A 21305-nucleotide genomic window follows, 5' to 3' on the forward strand; every position below is an offset into this window, starting at 1 on the left:
GCGTTACGCCTGTTGCGGCTCGGCCGCGCACGCCGCGTCGAACGCGCGTTGCAGCGCGGCCGCGTCGAGATCCTCGCCGATCAGCACGAAGCGGCTCGCGCGCGTTTCGCCGTCCTGCCAGCGACGGTCGAAATAGCTGTCGAAGCGGCGCCCGACGCCCTGGATCACGAGCCGCATCGGCGCGCCGGGCAGCGCGGCGAAGCCTTTCGCGCGATAGATCGTGTGCGCCTCGACGACGCGCTGCAGCGCCGCGATCGTCGCTTCGCGCGTGCCGGCGTCGCCCGACACGACCACCGAGTCGAAATCGTCGTGATGGTGATCGTGATCGCCGTCGTCGGCCGAGCCGTGATGATCGTGACGCAGGTGGATCGTTTCTTCCGATGCCGATTCGAGGCCGAGCAGCAGTGCGAGGTCGAGTTCGCCGCGCGTCGCGCGCACGATCTTCACCTGCGGCGGGATTTCGTCGCGGATCGCGGTTTCGATCTGCGCAAACTCCGTGTCGCCGACGAGATCGGCCTTGTTCACGATCACGAGATCGGCGGACGACAGTTGATCGGCGAACAGCTCGTGCAGCGGCGATTCGTGGTCGAGGTTCGGATCGGCGCGGCGCTGCGCGTCGACGGCCTGCGGGTTTTCCGCGAACTGGCCGCTTGCGGCGGCCGGCCCGTCGACGACGGTCACGACCGCGTCGACCGTGAAGCTGTTGCGGATCGTCGGCCAGTTGAACGCCTGCACGAGCGGCTTCGGCAGCGCGAGGCCCGAGGTTTCGATCAGCACGTGGTCGATGTCCGCGCGGCGCTCGACGAGCGCTTCCATCACCGGATAGAACTCTTCCTGCACGGTGCAGCACAGGCAGCCGTTCGCGAGTTCGTAGAGCTGGCCCGCCGCTTCGCCCTGCGCGCCCTCGGCATCCTCGCAGCCGATGCCGCAGCCCTTGAGGATTTCGCCGTCGATGCCGAGCTCGCCGAATTCGTTGACGATCACCGCGATGCGGCGGCCTTCGGCATGCTGCAGGATGTGGCGCATCAGCGTCGTCTTGCCGCTGCCGAGAAAGCCCGTGACGATCGTGACGGGAAGCTTGCGTAGGGTCATGGTAGGTCCGGTGTCGAAGATGGAATCAGGACGGGATCGTCGCGTCGATGGCGGCGTGGCAGCTCATCTGGCGGATCGCAGGCGTGCCGCCGCGCGGTCCGGACGGACAGTCGCGGGACAGGTGGTACGACGAATCGGACATGGTGCTTCCTTGCGAACGGTCGACATCGTGAGTGCCAACACGGCTGCCGCTGGCCCGCTGCACGCCGCCTGCCGTTCACCGCGCCGGCCGGCGCGGGTTCGCGCAGGGACGGATCGGCGGAGGAAACGGGCGGCACGCGGGCGTCGGGCCTGCTGCGGCCGTGGACGATGCGCCGCCTCCCCGCGGCGCTGAACCCCAACGTTTAGGCCGGTATCCGGGCTGGCGAACACGCCGCTTCGCCTTCCCGAATGCACGCGGCATCCAGTGGCGGTCGTCCGCATGCGCGCGGCATGCGGCGAAGCGGCGTTGCGTCACACTTGCGCGCGACGCGTTCGCTTACCGTTGCGGGGGCAGCACAGGTTGGCTCGACTGCGGCGCAGGCAGGCTTCCTGTTTCCCGTTTAACTGCGCACGCCGGAGCGGCGCGCGCGAGCACCAAAACGCGTGCGAGTGTAGGCGGCGGTGCGGGGAGCGTCAAGGCGGTGCGGGCCGCCAGGCCCGGTTTCCCATGCCCGGCACGCGTGGCCGGAAGCCGTGCGCGGCGGTTCGCGCGGGTGGATCGCTGTGCTATCGTATGCGCCGCGTTCGGTGCTCGCATGCGCATTCCGCGCCTGCAGTTAAACGGGAAACAGGAGGCGGACCACCGCCCGGCCTGTGCTGTCCCCGCAACGGTACGCCGCCCGCGCGACGCGCTTCCCCGCGCACGCGCCCATGCCGCCCACGATGCCACTGCCCTTCAGCCGGGCGGGAAGGCTGCGGCCTGGCAAGCGGCCAGCCCGGATACCGGCCGACGCAAGGGGCGAGCCCGACGCTCGCCGAACGCCCGATCCGCGGGGGACGGATGGGGTGCGCATTCCGCCCGCGTCCGCGCGGGCTTCGTTCGATCCGTCATGCCTGACCTGTCCGCCGGCCGCCGCCGCGCCGCCTGCCTGCCCTTTTTCACTGTTTCGACACGGTGCGCGCCGTGCCACGCCCGATGAGCCGCGCCTGGCTCATCGGCGCCGGCCCCGGCGACGCCGACCTGCTGACGCTCAAGGCCGCCCACGCGATCGGCACGGCGGACGTGCTGCTCGTCGACGATCTCGTGAATCCCGACGTGCTGCGCCATGCGCGTGCCGATGCGCTCATCGAGCACGTCGGCAAGCGCGGCGGTCATGCGTCGACGCCGCAGGAGGCGATCGTCGCCGCGATGCTCGCGCATCTGCGAGCAGGCCGCAGCGTCGCGCGGCTCAAGGGCGGCGATCCGTTCGTGTTCGGCCGCGGCGGCGAGGAGCTGGCCGCGCTCGGCGCGGCGGGATTCCCGGTCGAGGTCGTGAACGGCGTCACCGCGGGCATCGCCGCGCCGGCCGCAATCGGCATACCGGTCACGCAGCGCGGCGACGCGCAGGGGGTGATCTTCGTCACGGGCCACGGCGCGGGCGCCGATGAACCCGACTGGCGCGCGCTCGCCGCCACGCGCATGACGATCGTCGTCTACATGGGCATCCGCCGGCTCGACGCGATTGCAACCGCGCTGCGCGACGGCGGCCTGCCCGGCGATACGCCGTGCGCGGCGATCGAGAACGCGACGCGCCCCGGGCAGCGGCACGTGCTCGCGACGCTCGACACGCTCGTCGAACGCGTCAGCGCAACCGGCATCGGCTCGCCGGCGATCGTCGTGATCGGCCGCGTCGCGGCGTTCGCCGACGATCCCGCGGTACGTGCCGCGCTCGGCAGCGGCGCATGATGCGCGTCGCGCTCGGCGTCGGTTTCCGCGCGGGCGTGACGGCCGCGCAGCTCGATGCCGCGATCCGCGCGGCGCTGACGCTGTACCCGGCCGCCGAACCGGCGCTCGTCGCCACGCTCGCCGACAAGGCGCGTGACCGCGCGCTGCGCACGTTGTGCGCGCGGCGCGGCTGGCCGCTGGTTGCGTTCGACGCGGCGCAACTCGCGAGCCGCCCCGAACTGGCCGCGAGCGGCCCGTCGGGTGCCGCGCTCGCCCGCTTCGGCGTCGCGGGCGTGGCCGAGCCGTGCGCGCAGCTCGCGGCACCGCACGGCCGGCTGCTGGGCCCCAAATCCATCCGGGACGGCGTGACGGTCGCACTCGCCGGCCCGCTCTGAATCCTTTGTTTCGCTTTCTTTCGACAGGACGAATCCGATGAAAACCGACGCCGAATCCCATCAACGGATGACCGAACGCCGCCGTGCGGGCCACGAGAAGAAGCAGGCCGCCGCCACCCATGAAAAGGGCCTGCTGATCGTCAACACCGGCAACGGCAAGGGCAAGAGCACGGCCGCGTTCGGCATGGCCGTGCGCGTGCTGGGCCACGGCATGCGGCTCGGCGTCGTGCAGTTCATCAAAGGCGCGCTGCACACGTCCGAGCGCGACTTCCTCGGCGCGGTGGCCGAATGCGATTTCGTCACGATGGGCGACGGCTATACGTGGAACACGCAGAACCGCGACGCCGACATCGCGACCGCGCGCAAGGGCTGGGACGAGGCGCGCCGGATGATCGAAAGCGGCGACTACCGGATGGTGATCCTCGACGAGCTGAACACGGTGCTGAAGTACGAATACCTGCCGCTCGACGAAGTGCTCGCGACGCTGGCCGCGCGTCCCGATTCGGTGCACGTCGTCGTGACCGGGCGGCATGCGCCCGACGCGCTGATCGACGCGGCCGACCTCGTCACCGAAATGCGGCTCGTCAAGCATCCGTACAAGGAGCAAGGCGTGAAGGCGCAGCGCGGCGTGGAGTTCTGAGCATGCCGGCCTGCCCCGCGCTGTTCGTCAGTGCGCCCGCGTCGGGCCAGGGCAAGACGTCGGTGACGGCCGGCCTCGCGCGGCTGCACCGCCGGCTCGGCCGCCGCGTGCGCGTGTTCAAGACCGGGCCCGATTTTCTCGATCCGATGCTGCTCGAGCGCGCGAGCGGCGCGCCCGTGCATGCGCTCGACCTCGGGATGGTCGGCGAGGCCGGCTGCCGCGCGCTGCTTGCCGACGCCGCGCGCGATGCCGACCTGATCCTGATCGAAGGCGTGATGGGGCTGTTCGACGGCACGCCGAGCAGTGCCGACCTCGCGGCCGCGTTCGGCGTGCCGGTCGTCGCGGTGATTTCCGCGAAGTCGATGGCGCAGACGTTCGCGGCGATCGCGTTCGGGCTCGCGCGGTTCCGGGCGGGACTTCCGTTTCACGGCGTGCTGGCGAATCGCGTCGGCTCGGCCCGGCATGCGGAACTGCTGCAACAGGCGTTGCCCGACGACTTGCGCTGGCTCGGGCACATGCCCGCCGATGCGGGCATCGCGCTGCCGGAGCGGCATCTCGGCCTGCACCAGCCGAACGACATCGACGATCTCGATGCGCGGCTCGATCGCGCGGCCGATGCACTCGCGCAAACGGCGCTTGCCGAGTTGCCGCCGGCTGTTGCGTTCGCGGAACCGGATGCAGCAGCGCCGCTGCCGCGTGCGCTCGCCGGCAAGCGGATCGCGGTGGCGCGCGATGTTGCGTTTTCGTTCATCTATCCGGCGAATCTCGCCTTGCTCGACACGCTCGGTGCGCAGGTGCGATTCTTCTCGCCGCTCGCCGACGAACCCGTGCCGGACGACTGCGACGCACTGTTCCTGCCGGGCGGGTATCCGGAACTGCATGCGGCAAGGCTCGCCGCGAATGCCACGACCGCGCGGTCGATTCACGCACACGCGGCAGCGGACAAGCCGATCGTCGCGGAATGCGGAGGGATGGTGTATCTGTGCGAATCGCTGACCGATGTGGACGGCGTGACGACGCCGATGCTGGGGTTGTTGCCGGGTCAGGCGACGATGCAGCGCCGGTTCGCGGCGCTCGGCATGCAGCAGCTGGACATGCGCACGGGGACGATGCGCGGTCATACGTTCCATTATTCGCGGCTCGATACGCCGCTGGCGCCGGTGGCGACGGCTGCCCGGCCCGATGGGGCGCCCGGCAGCGGTGAAGCCGTTTATCAGACGGGCCCGATCGTCGCGACGTATATGCACATGTACTGGCCGTCGAATCCAGAGATGGCAGCGGCGCTGTTCGGCGGTACGGCGTTCTGACGGAACGCGATGAAGCGCCGGGAGGTCAGGGTTTTTCGCGGCCCGGCGCTTCCGAACGCGAAGTCCGGACCACGGTGCCGTCGGGCGAGAAATGCGCGTTGAACATCGCACTGCCCGATACGCCGCCCTCGGCCCAGTGCCAGCTCCATACCTCTTCGTGGCTCAACGCGTATTGCGCGACCTCGGTCGGCTTGCCGAGCAACTGCCGGACGTCGTCCTTCGACATCCCGGGCACGACTTTCGCGAGGTTCGCTGCCGTCAACGCCTGCGTGATCGACACGAGCCGGCCGTCCGGACCGAAATCGAGCATGTAGGTGCTGGTGCCGTACGGACCGCGCGGATACTCGAACCGCTGCGCGCCGTCTTCGCGTTGCCTGACCATCTCGGGCTTGCCGGCCTGGCGGAGCACGTCCTCGGCCGTCGAAACGCCTGGCTGCAGATTGCCGAACGCCATCGGATCGGGCTTGAGCGCATTCACCGCATCGGCGACCTTCTGGTCGTCGCATCCGGCCGCCAGAACGCTGAACGCGCAAGCCGTCAGCACCGTCAAAAGTTGTCTTCGCATGGGGGACGCACCTGTATTCATCGAGCCGGTCCGGCGTCGCGCGCAGCGTAGCACGCGGCCCGGCCCGTCGATGTCAAGAAGCGTCAAACGCGCCGACGCGTCACACCAGGAACGACTCCGCCAGCTTCACCCAGTACGACGCGCCGGTCGGCAGCGCCGCGTCGTTGAAGTCGTAGCCGGGGTTGTGCACCATGCAGCCGCCCTCCCCGTCGCCATTGCCGATGATCAGGTAGCAGCCCGGCCGCTTCTCGAGCAGGAACGCGAAATCCTCGCTGCCGGTGAGCGGCACCATCCCGTCGATCAGGTTCGCATCGCCCACCCACTCGCGTGCGACGTTGCGCGCGAACGCGGTCATTTCCGCATCGTTGACGAGCACCGGATAGCGGCGCTGGTAGTCGATCGTCGCGGTCGCGCCGAACACGGCCGCCTGCGCATGCACGACTTCCTTGATGCGCGTCTCGAGCAGGTCCCGCACCTCCGGCTTCAGCGCGCGCACCGACAGGCGCATCTGCGCGCGATCGGGAATCACGTTCGGCGCCTCGCCCGCGTGGATCGCGCCGACCGTGACAATCGCCATGTCGAGCGGCGACACGTTGCGCGACACGATCGTCTGCAGCGCAATGACGATCTGCGCGCAGACGACCACCGAATCGACCGCCTTGTGCGGCACCGCGCCGTGGCCGCCGCGGCCCTGCACGTCGACGATCACCGTATCCGACGACGCCGTGAACGGCCCCGGCAGGAAGCCGAACTTGCCCGTCGGGAAGCCGGGCATGTTGTGCATCGCGAAGATGGCATCGCACGGGAACAGCTCGAACAGCCCTTCGTCGAGCATCTTCTTCGCGCCGCCGAGCCCTTCCTCGGCCGGCTGGAAAATCAGGTTCAGCGTGCCCGAGAAGCGACGCTCGCGCGCGAGATGCTTTGCGGCCGCGAGCAGCATCGCCGTGTGGCCATCGTGGCCGCACGCGTGCATCTTGCCGGCGATCTTGCTCTCGTACGGCAGGCCCGTGGCCTCGTGGATCGGCAGCGCGTCCATGTCGGCGCGCAGGCCGAGGCGCTGAGCGCCGCTGCCGACCTTCAACTGCGCGACGACGCCCGTGCCGCCGAGCCCGCGATGCACCGTGTAGCCCCACGACTGCAGTTGTTCCGCGACGAGGTCGCTCGTCGCGAATTCCTCGAAGCCGAGCTCGGGGTGGGCGTGGATGCGGTGCCGGATCTCGATCATTTCGTCGGCGAGGCCTGCGGGAATCACGCTGTGCGTCACGGTGTCGTCTCCTTGGGGTGCTGTGCTGCGGGAATGTGCAGGCAAGGATAGTCGGTTCAACGGCAACCGGGCAGACGGAAAGTCGTCGCGGTAGCAACCGGCAGTTGCCATTAGTGAATGCCGTGCACGACAAGCGCAAGCCGGCCATCCGGACGACTGCCGCACCGGAGCCAGATGCGTGAAGCTATGCGCCATCCATCGATTTCTTGCACATGGCGACACCAATGACTATCGCTCAGCATCATGGAATAGTGCCTATCCATCAAAGACTTGCGAATTCTTGTTCACTTTTTGATGGTTGTACATTTTTTGTGTACACTGACAGAAAAGTGAACATCCGATTCCCTTCGATGCCTGCGAACCCTTCCCTCTCCGTGCCGGAACAGCACGTGCTCGACGAAGCCTGCGCCGCGTTCGAAAGCGCGACCCGGCGCTTTCGCGCGCGGCCCGTGCGCGTGCCGGCCGCCTGCAACGCGCATGCCGACGCCATGATCCGATTCGACGTTGCCGGGCAGGCATTCGAGATGCCGGTCGCCGTGAGCCTGCGCGTCGAATCGCTGGCAGGCGCGCTCGCGGAAATGCGCCGCCGCGGCGGTGGTCCCGCGACGCCCGGCGAGCGGCCGCTGATGCTGGTCGCGCCGTATTTTTCAGCCGAACTGGCCGCCGGACTGACCGACCAGGGCATCCCGTTTCTCGATACCGCCGGCAACGCATGCCTGATCCAGCCGGAGGCAACCGTGATGATTGCGGGACGGCCGAAGCCCGCACGCACACCGCGCCGACAGGCATCGCGCGCGACGACGCCGAAGGGGCTGGCCGTGATGTTCGCGCTCGCGACACGGCCGGGCCTCGTCGCGCAACCGTACCGGGCGATCGCCGCCGCGTCGGACGTCGCGCTCGGCACGGTCAATCTCGCGATGGACGATCTGATCGCGCGCGGCCTCGTCGGGCAGCGCCGCAACGGCGAGCGCCTGATTCCCGACTGGCCGCGCTTCGTGCAGGAATGGGTCGCGCTCTACCCGAGCCGCTTGCGCGCGAAACTGCCGAGCCGCCGGTTTGCCAGCCTCGCGCCTGACTGGTGGCGCGGCTTCGATTTCGCGGCATTCGATGCGCGGCTCGGCGGCGAGCCGGCGGCCGACCTGCTGACGCACGACCTGAAACCGGCCGCGATCACCGTCTATACGCACGGCCCTGCATCGAATCGTCTGCTGCTCCAGGGCCGCCTGCGTCCGGACGAGCGTGGCGACGTCGAACTCGTCGAAGCGTTCTGGCCGCCGTCCGCGGCACTCGACTGGCGCGAGCAGGACGTACCGGTCGTGCCGCCGCTGCTGATCTACGCGGATCTCGTCTCGTCCGGCGACAGCCGCAATCTCGCCATCGCCGATCGCATCCATGACCGATACCTCGCCCACCCGCCCGCTTGAAGTCGACCCACGCCGGCCGCTCGAGCCCGCGGCGGTCGCGCTGCTGCGGGCCGTCAGATCGGCCTGCGCACACCTCGACGCGGCGTTCGTGGTGGCGGGCGCAACCGCGCGCGACATCCTGATGTGGCACGTGCACGGCATCCGGCCGGTGCGCGCGACGCGCGACGTCGACGTTGCGGTGTGTGTGGTGAGCTGGCCATTTCATGAACAGCTGATCGAGGCACTCGTCGCTACCGGGCAATTCACGCGCGCGCCGAAACAGCAGCAGAAACTGCTGTTCGACAGCGGCGCGCACGGTTTTCGCACGGAGCTGGATCTCGTGCCGTTCGGGCCGCTCGAAACGCCGCCGGGCGAGATCGTGTGGCCGCCCGGCGGTGAATTCGTGCTGAACGTGCTCGGGTTTCAGGAGGCCGTGGACACCGCACTGCCGGTGTCGATCGACGCGCGCACCGTGGTGCCGGTGGCCAGCCTGCCGGCGCTGGCGCTGCTGAAGCTGCTCGCGTGGAAGGACCGGCGTGCGCGCCAGAACAGCGACGCGTACGACCTGCTGTTCCTGCTGCGGAATTTCCACGACGCCGGCAATCGCGAACGTATCTGGGATGCCGCGCCGGACCTGCTCGAGATGCACGCGTTCCAGCCGGGCCTCGCCGCTGCCGCGCTGCTCGCGCGAGAGGCGCAACGGATTGCTTCGCCGCAAACGCGGGACGCGATCCGCGCGCTGTTGTCGGACGATGCGACTTATGCGGCGCTCGGCCAGGATCTGCTGGCACGCGCGTTCGCGCTGTTGCCCGGTGAATTCAGCGACGACGTCGACCGGTATCTCGACGCGTTCCGCACCGCCTTTCTCGTTGACCAACCCGCGCCCCGCACGTGACGCGCGGCTGCGGAACAGCCGCGCGACCGTGTGGATACCAGGCCGGCCGCGCTCAGGCCGCCCAGTCTTCGAGCGATAACCGGGCGACACGCGCCGAACGCGCGGCTATCGCACAAGTTTTTGCCATGTCGCGGACCTGTCGTCGATAAGGATAGCGATCCATTCTTCACGACGCAGGCCGCGCAGCCCCTATCCCGGACGGCCGATGCGGGCGTGCCGCGGCGCCGCACCGCGCACCCGCACCGTCACGGCAACCGGAAAGTGTCGAAGAACGTATCGCGCTCGATCACGGTGAGCGCCGCGCGCTTGTGCGGGAAGTCGAATTCCTTCAGCGTGTAGAACCCGAGCCGGTGCATGTACGCGATGTGCCGCACGTGATCGACGCGCGGTTCGCCCACGAGCCGCTGCGTGCGCGGTTCGTCGACGAACATGTAGTGCAGCACCCCGCTCCACCATGCATGCAGCTTGCCGGCGCTCTGGAAGCGCGAGTCGCCGATCAGAAGGTGCAGCCCGCGATCGTAGTCGTGCGCGTCGTAGAACGGCGCGAGACGGTCCTCCTTCGCCCAGTAGAACTCGAAATAGCCGAACGGCTTGTCGTCGAAATAACCGATCATCGGGTGCATGTGCGGATCGGCGAGCCGCTCGGCGAGATACGCCGCGTGCTCGTCGCGCGTGCCGCGCTGGTCCCAGAAATGCGCGACGCGATCGAGGTTCATCCAGCCGCTGAACAGCTCCGCGTGCGCGTCGATGTCGACGGTGCGCAGGCTGAACGTCATCCCGACCTGCGGCATGTAGCGCGCATAGATTTCGCCGGCCGGCGACGGCGGCCGCACCGGGTGCCGGTGGCCGTTCGTGATCACATGCCGCAGCGGCATCCCGCCAGAAGCCGGCGCCTTCAGCCACGGCCGCGGGTTCTGCCAGAACGTCGCGCGCGACACGGTGACGCGCAGCGTGTCGCCGGCAACCTGTGCGCCGTCGATCACGCCCTCGCGCACCGCGCGCGCGACGTACGAAGCGATTGCCGCCGCATCGGCGCCGCCGAGCGGCACCGTGATCGTCGCCGCGTCGTAGCGCGTGTCGGTGTTGAACAGCGCGACGAACGCCGCGAGCAGTACGTCCGGCGAGTCGTCCAGCCGCCACGCGTCGAGCGTGTGCTCGGCGACTGCCATTGCCTGCCCGTGTGCGGCGCCGTCGAGCGCGGCGGCCACTTCACCTTCGACGGCGTCCGCGGCGCCGGCCGGTTTCGTCAGCGTGTCTTCCATCACAGTGCTCCCGCGTCGTGGCGGTCGGCGAGGACGTGCAGCCCCCGCTCGAGTGCCGGAAACAGGCTGCGCTGGAAGTTGTTCCAGCGCAGTTCGAGAATCGTGTCGTCCGGCGCGATCGGCGTGTCGAGCACGTCGCTGATCACCTCGCCGGAATCGATGCCGTTGTCGACGTAGTGGAACGACGCACCCGTCATCAGCACGGGCTCGACGGACGATGTCGCGCCGCTCGCCCAGTCGACCCGTTCGCCGCGCGCGCCGTGCAGCGCATCGAGCGTCGCCCACGCGCCGCGCCGCTGGTACGGCGAACCGTCGGCGGTAATGCCCGGGTGGATGTTGGCGATGCGCCGGTGAAAGCGCGCGCCGGGCCGCACGAGTTCGTCGAGGATCACGAGCAGCCCGTCGAGCACGACGACCTCGGCTTCGAGTTCGAGCAGGCGCTCGAGCAGGCGGCGCTCGAACGCCTGCTTGCCCGCAGCGCGCTCGCTTGCGTCGCGCGGCAGCCGCCGGTACGTCGACGGAATCGAGCAGAACAGTTCGTCGACCGGCCGGCCCTGCACCGCCAACCCTTCCGGCAGGATCCACGGGCGTCCCGGCGTGCGGGCGAAGCCGTAGTCGGCGACTTTCGCGCGGTCGGCCGGCGAACCGTCGTCGTCGTCGACGATCACGCCCTTGAGCGTGTAACGCTCGCCGAGCGGCGAGTCGTTCAGGCGTTCGACGAGGAATTCGAGCGGCGCCTTCATGTAGCGCGTGCCGCCCTGATAAGCGACCGGCTGCCCGGCACGATCGGCTGCGCCGTTGCGCAGCGACTGGATGTAGACGAGATTTTTCTTCGGCATGGATGCGTCGTGGAAAAGCGGACGAAGGCGCCGCGGCCGGCCCGCGCCGGCCATGAAGGCCGGCCGGCGAGCCGCGGCGCGCGTCGTCACCAGTTGTATTTCGCGGTCGCGATCACGGTGCGGTCGGTACCGAAAATGCAGACGTTCACCGATTGGCAGCCGCTGATGTAGTGGCGGTTGGCCAGGTTCGTCCCATTCACGGCGAAGCGCCAGTTACGCGTGTCGTAGTGCACACCCGCGTCGAACAGCGTGACGCTCGATACCGTCAGCGCGTTGTCGGCCCCACCGGCCGACGCGCTCTGGTACCGAACGCCGCCGCCGAGGCCGAAGCCTGCGAGCGCCCCCGTGTGCCACGTCCAGTCGGCCCACAGCGATGCCATCTGGCGCGGACGAGGAACGTCGACCGGCCAGTTGTTCAGCGTGTTGTCGTTCGCCTTGATGATCTTCACATCCTGGTAGACATACGACGCGATCACCGACAGGTTCGGCGTGACCTTGCCGGTCGCGCTCAACTCGATCCCGCGCGAACGCACTTCGCCGGACTGCACCGACTTCGTGCCGCTATCGTCCTGGCTCGGCAGCGCCGGCGTGATCCCGTTGGTCTGGTTGATCTGGTAGATCGCCGCGTTCAGCATCAGGTTCTTGCCGGGCGGCTGCCAGCGCAGGCCGGCCTCGATCTGCTTGCCGCGCGTCGGTTGCGGCAGCCCGCCGCCGAGCAGGTTCACGCCAATCAGCGGGTTGAACGACGTCGCGTAGCTGATGTACGGCGACAGCCCGTAATCGCCCTGGTACGTGAGGCCGACGCGGCCGGTGAACGCCGTGACATCAGCCTTCGTCGACGTACCGCCCGCACGGTCGTCCATCCGCATGTTGACCCAGTCCTCGCGGCCGCCGAGCGTCAGCGTCCAGCGGTTCCACTTGATCTGGTCCTGTGCGTAAAGGCCGAACGTGTTCATCGTCGTGTACGTGTTCGTGCGATACGTGGTGTTCGGATCGGAGAACACGGCCGTGGTCACGGGCGTATAGACGGGGTTGTAGATGTTCAGCGTCGGCGCGGCAGCCATCCATTCGCTGTCGGTCGCGGTCTGGCGGTTGTACTGGAACCCGAGCAGCAGCGTGTGCTGGAGCGGCCCCGTGGCGAAGCGACCTTCGAGGTTGTTGTCGATGTCGAAGCGGCTGTAGTTCATCTGGAACACGCCGGCCCAGCGGTTGACGTCGGTCGTGCTGCCGTCGGCGAAGCCGGCGCCCCACACCGAGCCGTTATCGAGCGACAGGTGCATCAGGCGTACGTTCTGGCGGAACGTCCAGGCCTGCGTCAGGTTCCGCTCGAACTGATAGCCGACCGACCACTGCTTCTTGCGGTAGTAGTTGAAGTTCGGATCGCCTTCGTACACGTCCTTGTTGATCTGACCGTTCGGGTTCGGCAGCACCGTACCCTGCGCGGGCAGGAAGTTCGACGAGATATCGCCCCAGTCCTGCAGATAAGTGGCCGACAGCGTCAGCGACGTATCCGCGTTCGGACGCCAGCGGAACGACGGTGCGAGCGCGACGCGCTGGTCGTTGTTCGGGCCGGTCACCGCGTTGCCGTCGCGTGCGACGCCGACGAACCGGTACGCATACTTGCCGTCCGGATCGAGCTTGTCGCCCACGTCGATCATGAACTGCTTGCGCGCGTAGTTGCCGATCTGCACGCCGGCCTCGCGCACGCGCTCGCCGTCGGCGAGCTTGGTCTGCACGTCGATGATCGCGCCCGGGTCGCCCGCGCCGTACAGCACCGACGTCGGCCCGCGCAGCACGCTGATGCTGTCGATCATGTACGGATCGACGCGCCAGCTCGACAGGTTCAGCGTGTTCGGCACCTGCAGCCCGTTCACGTACGCGGTCGGCGTGAAGCCGCGCAGCGCCGAATACCAGTCGGAGCGGTTGTCCGAGCCGTACGACGAGAAACCCGGCACGTAGCGCAGCGCCGCGTTCACATCGGTCGCGCCGGTCATCTCGATCTGCTGCGCGGTGACGACGTTGATCGTCTGCGGGATCTCGTTGATCGACGTATTGGTCTTCGTGCCGGTCCGGCTGCGCTTCGCGACGAGCCCGACCGTGCCGTCTCCTTCCGAGGCCGCGTTGACGTTGATCGTCGGCAGCGTGCCGGTCGACGCACTGGCCGACGCACTCGCCGCCGCACCGTTCTGCGCACTGCTGGCCGACGCCGCTGCGCCTGCGTTCACGGCCGGCGCCGCCTGGGCATGTGCCTGCCCTGCCGCCACACCGAACGCCACGCTCGCCGCGGCTGCGATCGCACGCAAACGCGTGCCTGTTGCCCACTCCATCTTTCTCTGCTCCACTTTTTTCATGCGGTCTCCGACCGCGCCTTTGTCAAAGAGCGAAAGCCATCCGGCTCGCGCTCACCCCGTTTTCCTGTCGTTTTTCCTGTGATGCCCGGGTCGCGCCTTCATCATGGGCGGGCGCGATCCCGTCTTCGAGCGACGCGCAGATTTCGTCCGCGCGGCGCGCCAGTACCGACAGCAACGTGTCGGACAGGCCGTGGCTGTCTTCGCAGCAGCCTTGCAGGTAGATGCGCGGCGCGAAGTGCTCGGGCGTCGCGAGCAGGTAGTCGCGCGTGACGTCACCGCGTACAAGCGCATCGCCCAGGTGCGGTGCGAGCCCTTCGAGCAGCGCCGAATGCGTGTCGCGGCGATAGCCGGTGGCCAGCACGAGCGCATCGAAGCGCTCGACGCGCGTGGCGCCGCTCATCCGGTCGCGCAGCGTCAGCTCGATGCGGCCGTCGGGGGTGCGCACCGCGGCCTCGATCGCGCTGTTCGCGAGCAGCGCATGACGCGGCGTGCCGTCGATGCGCTGCAGGTACAGCATTTCGTAGATCTGTTCGATCAGCGGCCGGTCGACCACCGCGTAGTTCGTGTCGCGATAGCGCTCGAGCAGCGCGCGCCGCGCGTCGTGCGGCTGCGAATAGACGACGTCGGTGAATTCGGGGCTGAAGATCTCGTTGACGAACGGGCTGTCGTCCGCCGGCTTCAGTGCGCCTGCGCGCATCACGAGGCTCGCGTCGACATGCGGGAAGCGGCGCGCGAGATCGATGAACACCTCGGCCGCGCTCTGCCCCGCGCCGATCACCGCGACGCGGCGGCGCTCGCCGTCCGGCGACGCGACGAGCCGGTCGATGTCGGTCAGATACGACGACGAGTGGATCACGCGGTCGCGGCCGAGCGCGGCGAACGCGTCCGGAATCGCCGGCGTGCCGCCGACGCCGACCGACAGCGCGCGCGTGACGCGCTGGCGTTCGTGGCCGGCCGCGTCGCGCGACAGCACGCGCAGCGCGTCGATCTTCGCGCCGTCGCCGCGCACCGGCTCGATCGCCAGCACGGTCTCGCTGTAATGGACGTGCTCGTCGAACGCCTCGGCGACCCAGCTCAGGTAGTCGTGGAATTCGACGCGAGTCGGATAGAAGTTCTTCAGGTTGACGAATTCGTTCAGCCGGCCGCGTTCGAACAGGTAGTTGATGAACGTGTAGCGGCTTTTCGGATCGCGCATCGTGACGAGATCCTTCAGAAACGAGATCTGCATCCGGCAGTCGTCGAGCAGCATCCCGCGGTGCCAGCCGAATTCCGGCTGGCGCTCGACGAAGCAATGGGCGAACGGGCGCGTCGTGCGTCGTTCCTCGAGGCGGATGGCCAGCGCCAGATTCGACGGCCCGAAGCCGACGCCGATCAGGTCGAATACGGTTTCTCTCTGCATGTCTCAGCTCCCTTGTCGGTGAATCCGGCGCGTCAGACGTGACGGCCGGAGAAGAACGTCTCGCGCAGCGTGTGCATCCACAGCGGCTGCGCGTCGGCCAGCGCGAGACGGCGCTGCCGCGCGAAGCCATGCCGCGCGAGATGGTCGGCAACCCGCGCGTGGCCGGCCGGAACGGCACAGCCGACCGCTTCGGTACGCGGGTCGTCGAGAAACAGGTAATGAACGACGGACGGCAGCCAGCCCGCCACGCAATGCGGGCCGCGCCAGCGCGACTCGCCGACCAGCATCCGCAGCCCGCGGTCGTAGTCGCGCGCCGCGACGTGCGGTGCGAGCGCGTCTTCCTTCAGCCAGTACGCTTCGAAATACGCGAACGGTTCGCCGTCGAAGCAGCCGACGAGCGGGGTCACGTGCGGATCGGCATCGGGTGCGGTGCCTTGCGGGCCGTCCGCGCCGGGCTGCACGCCCGTCCAGCCGTCGCGCACGCGCGGCTCGTCGAACCAGCGCGCGACGCGTTGGGCATCCTCGGCCGGCTGCCAGCCGCGCAGCGTGAAGCGCACGCCGAGCGCCGGCAGGTCGCGCGTGTAGACGTCGCCGCGCGGCGCCGGCGGCCGGCGCGGATGACGGCGACCGTCGGTGAACATCGGCAACGTCGCGCACGGCAGATGCGGGCCGACGAGCCACAGATCGCCCTGCTGCGCCCAGCCCTCGCGCATGCAGCGGCCGCCGTCGGCGAGCACGCCGCTCGCGCGCAGCGCGTCGAGCGCGACCGCCGGCCACGCGGCCGGGTCGAGCCGGATCGCCGCGTGGCGCGCGCTGTCCGAAAACGCCGCGGCCAATGCGGCCAGCAACGCGCGCCGCTGGTCCGCCGGCGCCGCGCGATGGTTGTACGCGACGAGGCGCAGCGCGCCGTCGTCGCCGAGTTGCGCGCGCAGCAACTGCGCGCCGATGCCGTCGCCCTGCGCGACGCGGATCTCCGCGCCGTCACGCACGGCGAACAGGCCGTCCGCGAATGCGAGGCGGTAGGTATCGAGCATCGTGAATCCGTCCGGACGCACTTCAGCCAGCATGGCGCGCCTCTTGTCCCGTTTCCGTGTGTGCATCGAGTCGCGCGCCGAGTGCCGCGAGCGTCGGCGACGCGAACAGGTCGGCGACCGTCAGCGCGTGACCGGCACGGCTGGCCGCGTCGACGAAGCGCACGACGTCGAACGAGGTCGCACCGGCTTCGAACAGGTTGGCGTCCGCTTCGGGCGCGGCCGTCGCGAACGTGTCGGACCACAGCGCCGCGAGCGCGGCAGCCGCATGCGGTGCGCGTGACGGCGTTGCCGCACGCGCATTGCCTGCCGCATGCGCATGAAGAGACGCCTGCGCAACGTCACGCTTGTCGGGCATGCCAAGCGCCGCTTCCGACGCGCCCGCGAAACGCGCGACTTCGTCGTGGTAGACATCGACGAGCGCATCGACGAAGCCGCTATCGAGCAGTTCGTCCGCATATGAGAACGCGGCGCTCACGCGGCCGTCCGGATGCTCGACGACGTCCAGCTCCAGCGTGAACACGACGCGATGGCGCACGTCGTCGAATCCGGCCAGCGACAGGCCGGCCCAGTCGCGCGCCGCGGCACCGGTCGGGCGCAGGTAGTTGAACATCACCTGGAACAGCGGATTGGCCTGCGCGGCACGCGGCGCGCGCAGCGCCGCGACGACGTCCGCGAACGGCACGTCGGCGTGTGCATAAGCCGCGAGCGCTGTGTCGCGCACTTGCGCGAGCACGTCCGCACGGCGCGCGGCCGGGTCGATCCGCGTGCGCACGACGACCGAATTGATGAAGAGGCCAAGCGCGTCGCGGGCCGCGTCGCCCGTCAGCTCGCGCGTCGACGCGAGCACGCCGACCGGCTGGTCGGCCACACCCGTCGCGCGGAACAGTGCGGTGTTGAGCGCCGCGTGCAACAGCATCGGCAACGTCGCGTGCGCGGACGACGCCGTGTCGCGTGCAGCGCGGATCAGCGCGCCGTCGAATTCGAACGCGATGCGGGCTGCGCGCCATTGCGGCACGGCCGGCGCGTCCGCGCGCTGCGGCAGCACACGCGCCGGCAGATCGGCCAGCGCATCGCGCCAGTAAGCGACGCGGGCCGGATGGCACGGCGCGGGCAGCACGAGCGGCACGACCGGTTGGGCGGCTTCATCGGCCGGCACAGCGCCCTGTACGCGAGCGACATAGCGCGCACGAACCGCGTCGAGCCACAGCTCGATCGATTCGCCATCCGACACGATGTGATGGATCGTCACCGACAGCACGTGGTCGTCCGCACCGAGCCGCAGTACCCGCGCACGCCACAGCGGCGCATCGGCTGCCAGATCGAACGGCGCAAGTGCATCCTCGTCGGTCAGCGCTGCGGCGCGAGCGAGCGCATCGGCGTGCGCCGACAGGTCGATCAGCGGCAGTTCGACGGCCCCCTCCGCATCGACCCGCTGGCCCGGCAGTGCACCGTCACGCGCAACGAGCCGAGCACGCAGCGCCGGATGCACGGCCGCGACATCCGCGAAGGCTGCGCGCAGCGCATCGACGTCGAGCGGCCCGCGCACACGCAGCGCGACCGGAATGTTGTACGCGGCGCTGTCCGGCTGCGCGCGCCACAGGAACCACAGGCCGAGCTGCGCCGGCGACAGCGGCCACACGCCGTGTGCGTCCGACTTGGCGACGGCAACGCCCGGCGCCGCAGCACCGGCATGCGCGGCGCGCGGCGCATCGGCCACCTGAAGCGCGTACTGCGCGAGCACCGGTGCCTCGAACAACGCGCGCACCGGCACGTCGCGGCCGAGCCGTTCGGCCACGCGCGTCGCGACGCGCACGGCGGCGAGCGAATGGCCGCCGAGATCGAAGAAGTGATCGCCACGGCCCACGCGCTCGAGATTCAGCACGTCGCACCAGATCGCCGCGAGCGCGGCTTCGTCGCCGTCGTGCGGCGCTTCGTACGCGCGTTCGACGCGTACCGGCGCCGGCAGCCGTGCGCGGTCGACCTTGCTGTTCGCATTGCGCGGCAGCGCGTCGAGCACGATCAGTTGCGCGGGCACCATGTAGTCGGGCAGCGTGCGGCGCAGGTGTGCGTCGAGCGTCGCGGCTTCGACCGGCTGCGCGGCCGCCCGGGCGTCGGCGGTCAGCTCGACGTACGCGACGAGCTGCGCGAGCGCGCCCTGCCCGTGCACGACCGCGCAGGCTTCGCGCACCGCGTCGTGCGCGGCAAGCTGGGCTTCGATCTCGCCGAGTTCGATGCGCAGCCCGCGCAGCTTCACCTGGTGGTCGACGCGGCCGATGAAGTCGAACACGCCGTCCGCCCGACGCCGCACGAGGTCGCCCGTGCGGTACAGCCGCGCGCCCGGCGCACCGTACGGATCGGGCACGAAGCGCTCGGCCGTCAGCGCCGGGCGGTCGAGATAACCGCGTGCAACGCCGATCCCCTCGCCGCCCAGATACAGTTCGCCGATCACGCCGACCGGCAGCGGGTGCAACCGTTCGTCGAGCACATGCGCGGTGCGTGCGCCGACCAGCGTGCCGATCGGCAGGTACGCGGCGTCGCCGAGCTTCGCGAGATCGTCGCCGGGCCGGAACATCCACAGCGTCGGCGTGATGACCGTCTCGGTCGGGCCGTAGCCGTTGACCACGCGCACGTTCGGCAGCGCGCGGCGCAGCATCGCGAACGCTTCGCGCGATGTCGCCTCGCCGCCGACCGTCAGCGAACGCAGCGTCGGCGGCGCGCCGTGCGCGAGCGCCCATTCGGCGAGCTGCGCGGCGCAGCCAGGCGGCACGTAGGTCATCGTCACGCCGTCGCGGACCATCATCGCGCAGGTCTGCGCGGGCGGCCACAGCACGTCGGCCGTCACCGACACGGCGGCGCCCGACATGTATTGCGAAAACCAGCCTTCATGCGCGCCGTCGAAGTTGACCGACTGGAACAGCAGGAACACGTCGTTCTCGCCCGCGCCGTAGCGCTCGGCGATCGCCGCGCAATGCAGCGCGAACGACGCATGATCGACGATCACGCCCTTCGGCTTGCCGGTCGAGCCCGACGTGTAGATCGCATAGGCCGCGTGGCCCGGCAGCACGTCCGGCAGCACGATGTGCGCGGCTGCGTCGAGTGCATCGACTTCATCGGCACGCCACACCCGCAGATCCGGCAGTTCGGGAAGCGACGCGGCGCTCGCGCCGTCGGTCAGCACGTGCGCGATGTTCGCGTCGCCGACGATCTGCGCGAGGCGTTCGCGCGGATGCGCGGGATCGAGCGGCACGAACGCGGCGCCCGACTTCAGCACCGCGATCAGTGCGACGAGCAAGTCGACCGAGCGCTGCAGTGCAACGCCGATGCGCATTTCCGGGCGAACGCCGGCTGCCACCAGATGGCGCGCCAGGCGGGCCGCACGCGCGTCGACTTCGCCGCGCGTCAGCGCGCGATCGATATCGGCCACGCCGCGTGCGTCGGGCCGTGCTTGCGCATGCGCGGCAATGCGTGCATGCACCGGCACGAACGGTTCGGATTCGGTCGCGCCCGCCGGTGCGTTCCACGCAAAGAGCTGCGCGCGTTCATCGGCGGGCAGCCAGTCGAGATCGCCGACCGGCATGTCGGGGCGCGCAAGCGCATCGGCCAGCAGCGTGACGAAGCGCGCGGCGAGCCGTGCGATCGCGTCCGCTTCGAACAGGTCGAGCGCGTAGATGAATGCGGCGTCGAACGTGCCGTCCGGCGTCGCTTCGACCGAAAGCGTCAGGTCGAATTTCGCGGACGGCGTGCCCGACGGCAGCAACGCGGCCGACGTCGCACCGAGCGCCGGCAGCGCGCGGCGTTCGCCGTACGCGGCCATCACCTGGAACAACGGATGGTGGCTCGCGCTGCGCGGCACGCCGAGCGCGTCGACCACCTGCTCGAACGGCACGTCCTGGTGCATCTGCGCGTCGACGAGCGCGCGCTGCGTGCGCGCGACCAACGACGAGAAATCGCCGTGCCCGGGCACATCGACGTCGATCGCCAGCGTATTGACGAAGAAGCCGATCAGGCCGGCGACTTCCGCGCGTTCGCGGTTCGCGGCCGGCACGCCGACGCAGATCCGTGCATCGCCGGTCGCGCGCGCCAGCAGCGCATCGAGCGCGGCGAGCAGTACCGCGAACGGCGTGGCGCCCGATGCAGCCGCGAATGCGCGCAGTTGCGCGCCGATGCGTGCGTCGAGCGAAAACACGTGGCGTGCGCCGCGCGCACTGCGGCGTGCGGGCCGTGCAGCCGCACCCGGCAGCGCCAGCACGCCGCGTTGCGGATCGAGCCGTTCGCGCCAGAACGCGAGCTGGCGGTCACGCTCGCCGGCGTCGAGCCAGCGGCGCTGCCACAGCGCGTAGTCGGCGTACTGGATCGGCAGCGGCGCGAGCGGCACCGGTCGGTCGGACGCGTATGCGTGATAGAACGCCGCGAGTTCCTCGAGCATCACGCCCGACGACCAGCCGTCCGACACGATGTGATGGACAGTCAGCGCGAGCCAGTGATGTGTCGCATCGAAGCGCACCAGGTGCGCACGCACGAGCGGCGCCGCGCCGAGATCGAACGGCTCGGCTTCGTCAGCCGTCGCGACGGTTTCCGCCCGCGACGTGCGCTGCGCGTCCGGCAACGCTTCGAGATCAGTCTCGCGCCACGGGCAGCGCAGCGGTGCGTGGATCGTTTGCGCGACGCCATCCTGCGCTTCGTCGAAGGTTGTGCGCAGCGCCTCGTGGCGCGCGATCAGCGCGTCGCACGCCAGTCGCAGCGCATGCACGTCGAGCGGGCCGGTCAGCGCCAGGCGCTCGGTGATGTGATACGCGTCGGGTGCATCGATCAGCCGCGCGTGCAGCCACAGGCGCGTCTGTGCGAACGACGCCGGCACACGGTCGCTGCGCGGCGTGCGCGGCGGGATCGGCAGCACACGGAAGTCGATGCCGGCCGCGCCGAGCTTGTCGATGAACACCGCGCGCTGCGCGTCGGGCAGTTGCGCGAAACGCGTCGCGAGCGCGAGCCAGTCGGGTTGAACCTTCGTCATCC

At 69.6% G+C, this 21305-nt stretch carries 15 protein-coding genes and 2 riboswitches; of the genes, 6 read left to right on the top strand and 9 right to left on the bottom strand.

Translation table 11 applies throughout. The features are described from left to right. Positions 1-3 precede the first annotated feature (3 nt). Complete coding sequence (gene cobW, locus BCO18175_RS06745) at positions 4-1092, bottom strand: cobalamin biosynthesis protein CobW (RefSeq protein WP_174979983.1); 1089 nt, start codon at positions 1090-1092, stop codon at positions 4-6. Between the two features lie 330 nt (positions 1093-1422). Next, a riboswitch (cobalamin riboswitch) is annotated at positions 1423-1688 on the bottom strand. 113 nt (positions 1689-1801) lie between these two features. Beyond that, positions 1802-2039, top strand: a riboswitch (cobalamin riboswitch). A 170-nt stretch (positions 2040-2209) separates the two neighbouring features. Between cobW and cobA the strand changes: the two genes are divergently transcribed. The 4 genes from cobA to BCO18175_RS06765 are packed head-to-tail and all read left to right on the top strand — an operon-like array spanning position 2210 to position 5280. Continuing rightward, on the top strand, positions 2210-2959 hold the full coding sequence (gene cobA, locus BCO18175_RS06750) for a uroporphyrinogen-III C-methyltransferase (protein ID WP_174979984.1): 750 nt from the start codon (positions 2210-2212) through the stop codon (positions 2957-2959). Then, the gene (locus BCO18175_RS06755; protein ID WP_174979985.1) at positions 2956-3333 is read left to right on the top strand and encodes a cobalamin biosynthesis protein; all 378 of its coding nucleotides are present in this window, start codon (positions 2956-2958) and stop codon (positions 3331-3333) included. The genes cobA and BCO18175_RS06755 overlap by 4 nt, the downstream gene beginning before the upstream one ends. Positions 3334-3370: 37 nt before the next feature. Continuing rightward, the gene (cobO, locus tag BCO18175_RS06760) at positions 3371-3973 is read left to right on the top strand and encodes a cob(I)yrinic acid a,c-diamide adenosyltransferase (RefSeq protein WP_174912235.1); all 603 of its coding nucleotides are present in this window, start codon (positions 3371-3373) and stop codon (positions 3971-3973) included. A gap of 2 nt (positions 3974-3975) precedes the next feature. Next, positions 3976-5280, top strand: a complete 1305-nt coding sequence (locus BCO18175_RS06765) for a cobyrinate a,c-diamide synthase (RefSeq protein WP_174979986.1) — start codon at positions 3976-3978, stop codon at positions 5278-5280. Between the two features lie 25 nt (positions 5281-5305). Here BCO18175_RS06765 and bamE read toward each other — a convergent pair whose 3' ends face one another. Both bamE and BCO18175_RS06775 read right to left on the bottom strand, forming a co-directional pair. Beyond that, positions 5306-5845, bottom strand: a complete 540-nt coding sequence (bamE, locus tag BCO18175_RS06770; RefSeq protein ID WP_174979987.1) for an outer membrane protein assembly factor BamE domain-containing protein — start codon at positions 5843-5845, stop codon at positions 5306-5308. A 100-nt stretch (positions 5846-5945) separates the two neighbouring features. Next, positions 5946-7109 (bottom strand): M20 aminoacylase family protein, encoded by a 1164-nt coding sequence (locus BCO18175_RS06775; protein ID WP_174979988.1) that lies wholly within the window; start codon positions 7107-7109, stop codon positions 5946-5948. A 350-nt stretch (positions 7110-7459) separates the two neighbouring features. Between BCO18175_RS06775 and BCO18175_RS06780 the strand changes: the two genes are divergently transcribed. Both BCO18175_RS06780 and BCO18175_RS06785 read left to right on the top strand, forming a co-directional pair. Next, positions 7460-8533, top strand: coding sequence for a type IV toxin-antitoxin system AbiEi family antitoxin (locus tag BCO18175_RS06780; RefSeq protein WP_174979989.1), 1074 nt, complete (start codon positions 7460-7462; stop codon positions 8531-8533). Continuing rightward, positions 8502-9407 (top strand): nucleotidyl transferase AbiEii/AbiGii toxin family protein, encoded by a 906-nt coding sequence (locus BCO18175_RS06785; RefSeq protein WP_174979990.1) that lies wholly within the window; start codon positions 8502-8504, stop codon positions 9405-9407. Before BCO18175_RS06780 ends, BCO18175_RS06785 begins: the two co-directional genes overlap by 32 nt. A 245-nt stretch (positions 9408-9652) precedes the next feature. Here the strand turns inward: BCO18175_RS06785 and BCO18175_RS06790 are convergent, their stop codons facing one another. The 6 genes from BCO18175_RS06790 to BCO18175_RS06815 all read right to left on the bottom strand — a co-directional run bounded on the left by BCO18175_RS06790 (position 9653) and on the right by BCO18175_RS06815 (position 21303). Then, on the bottom strand, positions 9653-10669 hold the full coding sequence (locus BCO18175_RS06790; protein ID WP_174979991.1) for a GNAT family N-acetyltransferase: 1017 nt from the start codon (positions 10667-10669) through the stop codon (positions 9653-9655). Beyond that, positions 10669-11508 (bottom strand): formyltransferase family protein, encoded by an 840-nt coding sequence (locus BCO18175_RS06795; RefSeq protein ID WP_174912259.1) that lies wholly within the window; start codon positions 11506-11508, stop codon positions 10669-10671. The genes BCO18175_RS06790 and BCO18175_RS06795 overlap by 1 nt, the downstream gene beginning before the upstream one ends. An 86-nt stretch (positions 11509-11594) precedes the next feature. Beyond that, positions 11595-13859, bottom strand: coding sequence for a TonB-dependent siderophore receptor (locus tag BCO18175_RS06800; protein WP_174979992.1), 2265 nt, complete (start codon positions 13857-13859; stop codon positions 11595-11597). Positions 13860-13881: 22 nt separating this feature from the next. Further along, the gene (locus tag BCO18175_RS06805; protein ID WP_174979993.1) at positions 13882-15258 is read right to left on the bottom strand and encodes a lysine N(6)-hydroxylase/L-ornithine N(5)-oxygenase family protein; all 1377 of its coding nucleotides are present in this window, start codon (positions 15256-15258) and stop codon (positions 13882-13884) included. A gap of 32 nt (positions 15259-15290) precedes the next feature. Then, positions 15291-16325, bottom strand: a complete 1035-nt coding sequence (locus tag BCO18175_RS06810) for a GNAT family N-acetyltransferase (RefSeq protein ID WP_174979994.1) — start codon at positions 16323-16325, stop codon at positions 15291-15293. Continuing rightward, on the bottom strand, positions 16315-21303 hold the full coding sequence (locus tag BCO18175_RS06815) for a non-ribosomal peptide synthetase (RefSeq protein ID WP_174979995.1): 4989 nt from the start codon (positions 21301-21303) through the stop codon (positions 16315-16317). The genes BCO18175_RS06810 and BCO18175_RS06815 overlap by 11 nt, the downstream gene beginning before the upstream one ends. Positions 21304-21305 lie beyond the last annotated feature (2 nt).

This window comes from Burkholderia lata (assembly GCF_902499335.1).
GTDB classification, from domain to species: domain Bacteria; phylum Pseudomonadota; class Gammaproteobacteria; order Burkholderiales; family Burkholderiaceae; genus Burkholderia; species Burkholderia lata_B.

Bases quoted from the DNA above. Each gene is read 5' to 3' on its own strand.
- cobW (WP_174979983.1), bottom strand. From the start codon at position 1,092: ATGACCCTACGCAAGCTTCCCGTCACGATCGTCACGGGCTTTCTCGGC.
- cobA (WP_174979984.1), top strand. From the start codon at position 2,210: ATGAGCCGCGCCTGGCTCATCGGCGCCGGCCCCGGCGACGCCGACCTG.
- BCO18175_RS06755 (WP_174979985.1), top strand. From the start codon at position 2,956: ATGATGCGCGTCGCGCTCGGCGTCGGTTTCCGCGCGGGCGTGACGGCC.
- cobO (WP_174912235.1), top strand. From the start codon at position 3,371: ATGAAAACCGACGCCGAATCCCATCAACGGATGACCGAACGCCGCCGT.
- BCO18175_RS06765 (WP_174979986.1), top strand. From the start codon at position 3,976: ATGCCGGCCTGCCCCGCGCTGTTCGTCAGTGCGCCCGCGTCGGGCCAG.
- bamE (WP_174979987.1), bottom strand. From the start codon at position 5,845: ATGCGAAGACAACTTTTGACGGTGCTGACGGCTTGCGCGTTCAGCGTT.
- BCO18175_RS06780 (WP_174979989.1), top strand. From the start codon at position 7,460: ATGCCTGCGAACCCTTCCCTCTCCGTGCCGGAACAGCACGTGCTCGAC.
- BCO18175_RS06785 (WP_174979990.1), top strand. From the start codon at position 8,502: ATGACCGATACCTCGCCCACCCGCCCGCTTGAAGTCGACCCACGCCGG.
- BCO18175_RS06790 (WP_174979991.1), bottom strand. From the start codon at position 10,669: ATGGAAGACACGCTGACGAAACCGGCCGGCGCCGCGGACGCCGTCGAA.
- BCO18175_RS06795 (WP_174912259.1), bottom strand. From the start codon at position 11,508: ATGCCGAAGAAAAATCTCGTCTACATCCAGTCGCTGCGCAACGGCGCA.
- BCO18175_RS06800 (WP_174979992.1), bottom strand. From the start codon at position 13,859: ATGAAAAAAGTGGAGCAGAGAAAGATGGAGTGGGCAACAGGCACGCGT.
- BCO18175_RS06805 (WP_174979993.1), bottom strand. From the start codon at position 15,258: ATGCAGAGAGAAACCGTATTCGACCTGATCGGCGTCGGCTTCGGGCCG.
- BCO18175_RS06810 (WP_174979994.1), bottom strand. From the start codon at position 16,325: ATGCTGGCTGAAGTGCGTCCGGACGGATTCACGATGCTCGATACCTAC.
- BCO18175_RS06815 (WP_174979995.1), bottom strand. From the start codon at position 21,303: ATGACGAAGGTTCAACCCGACTGGCTCGCGCTCGCGACGCGTTTCGCG.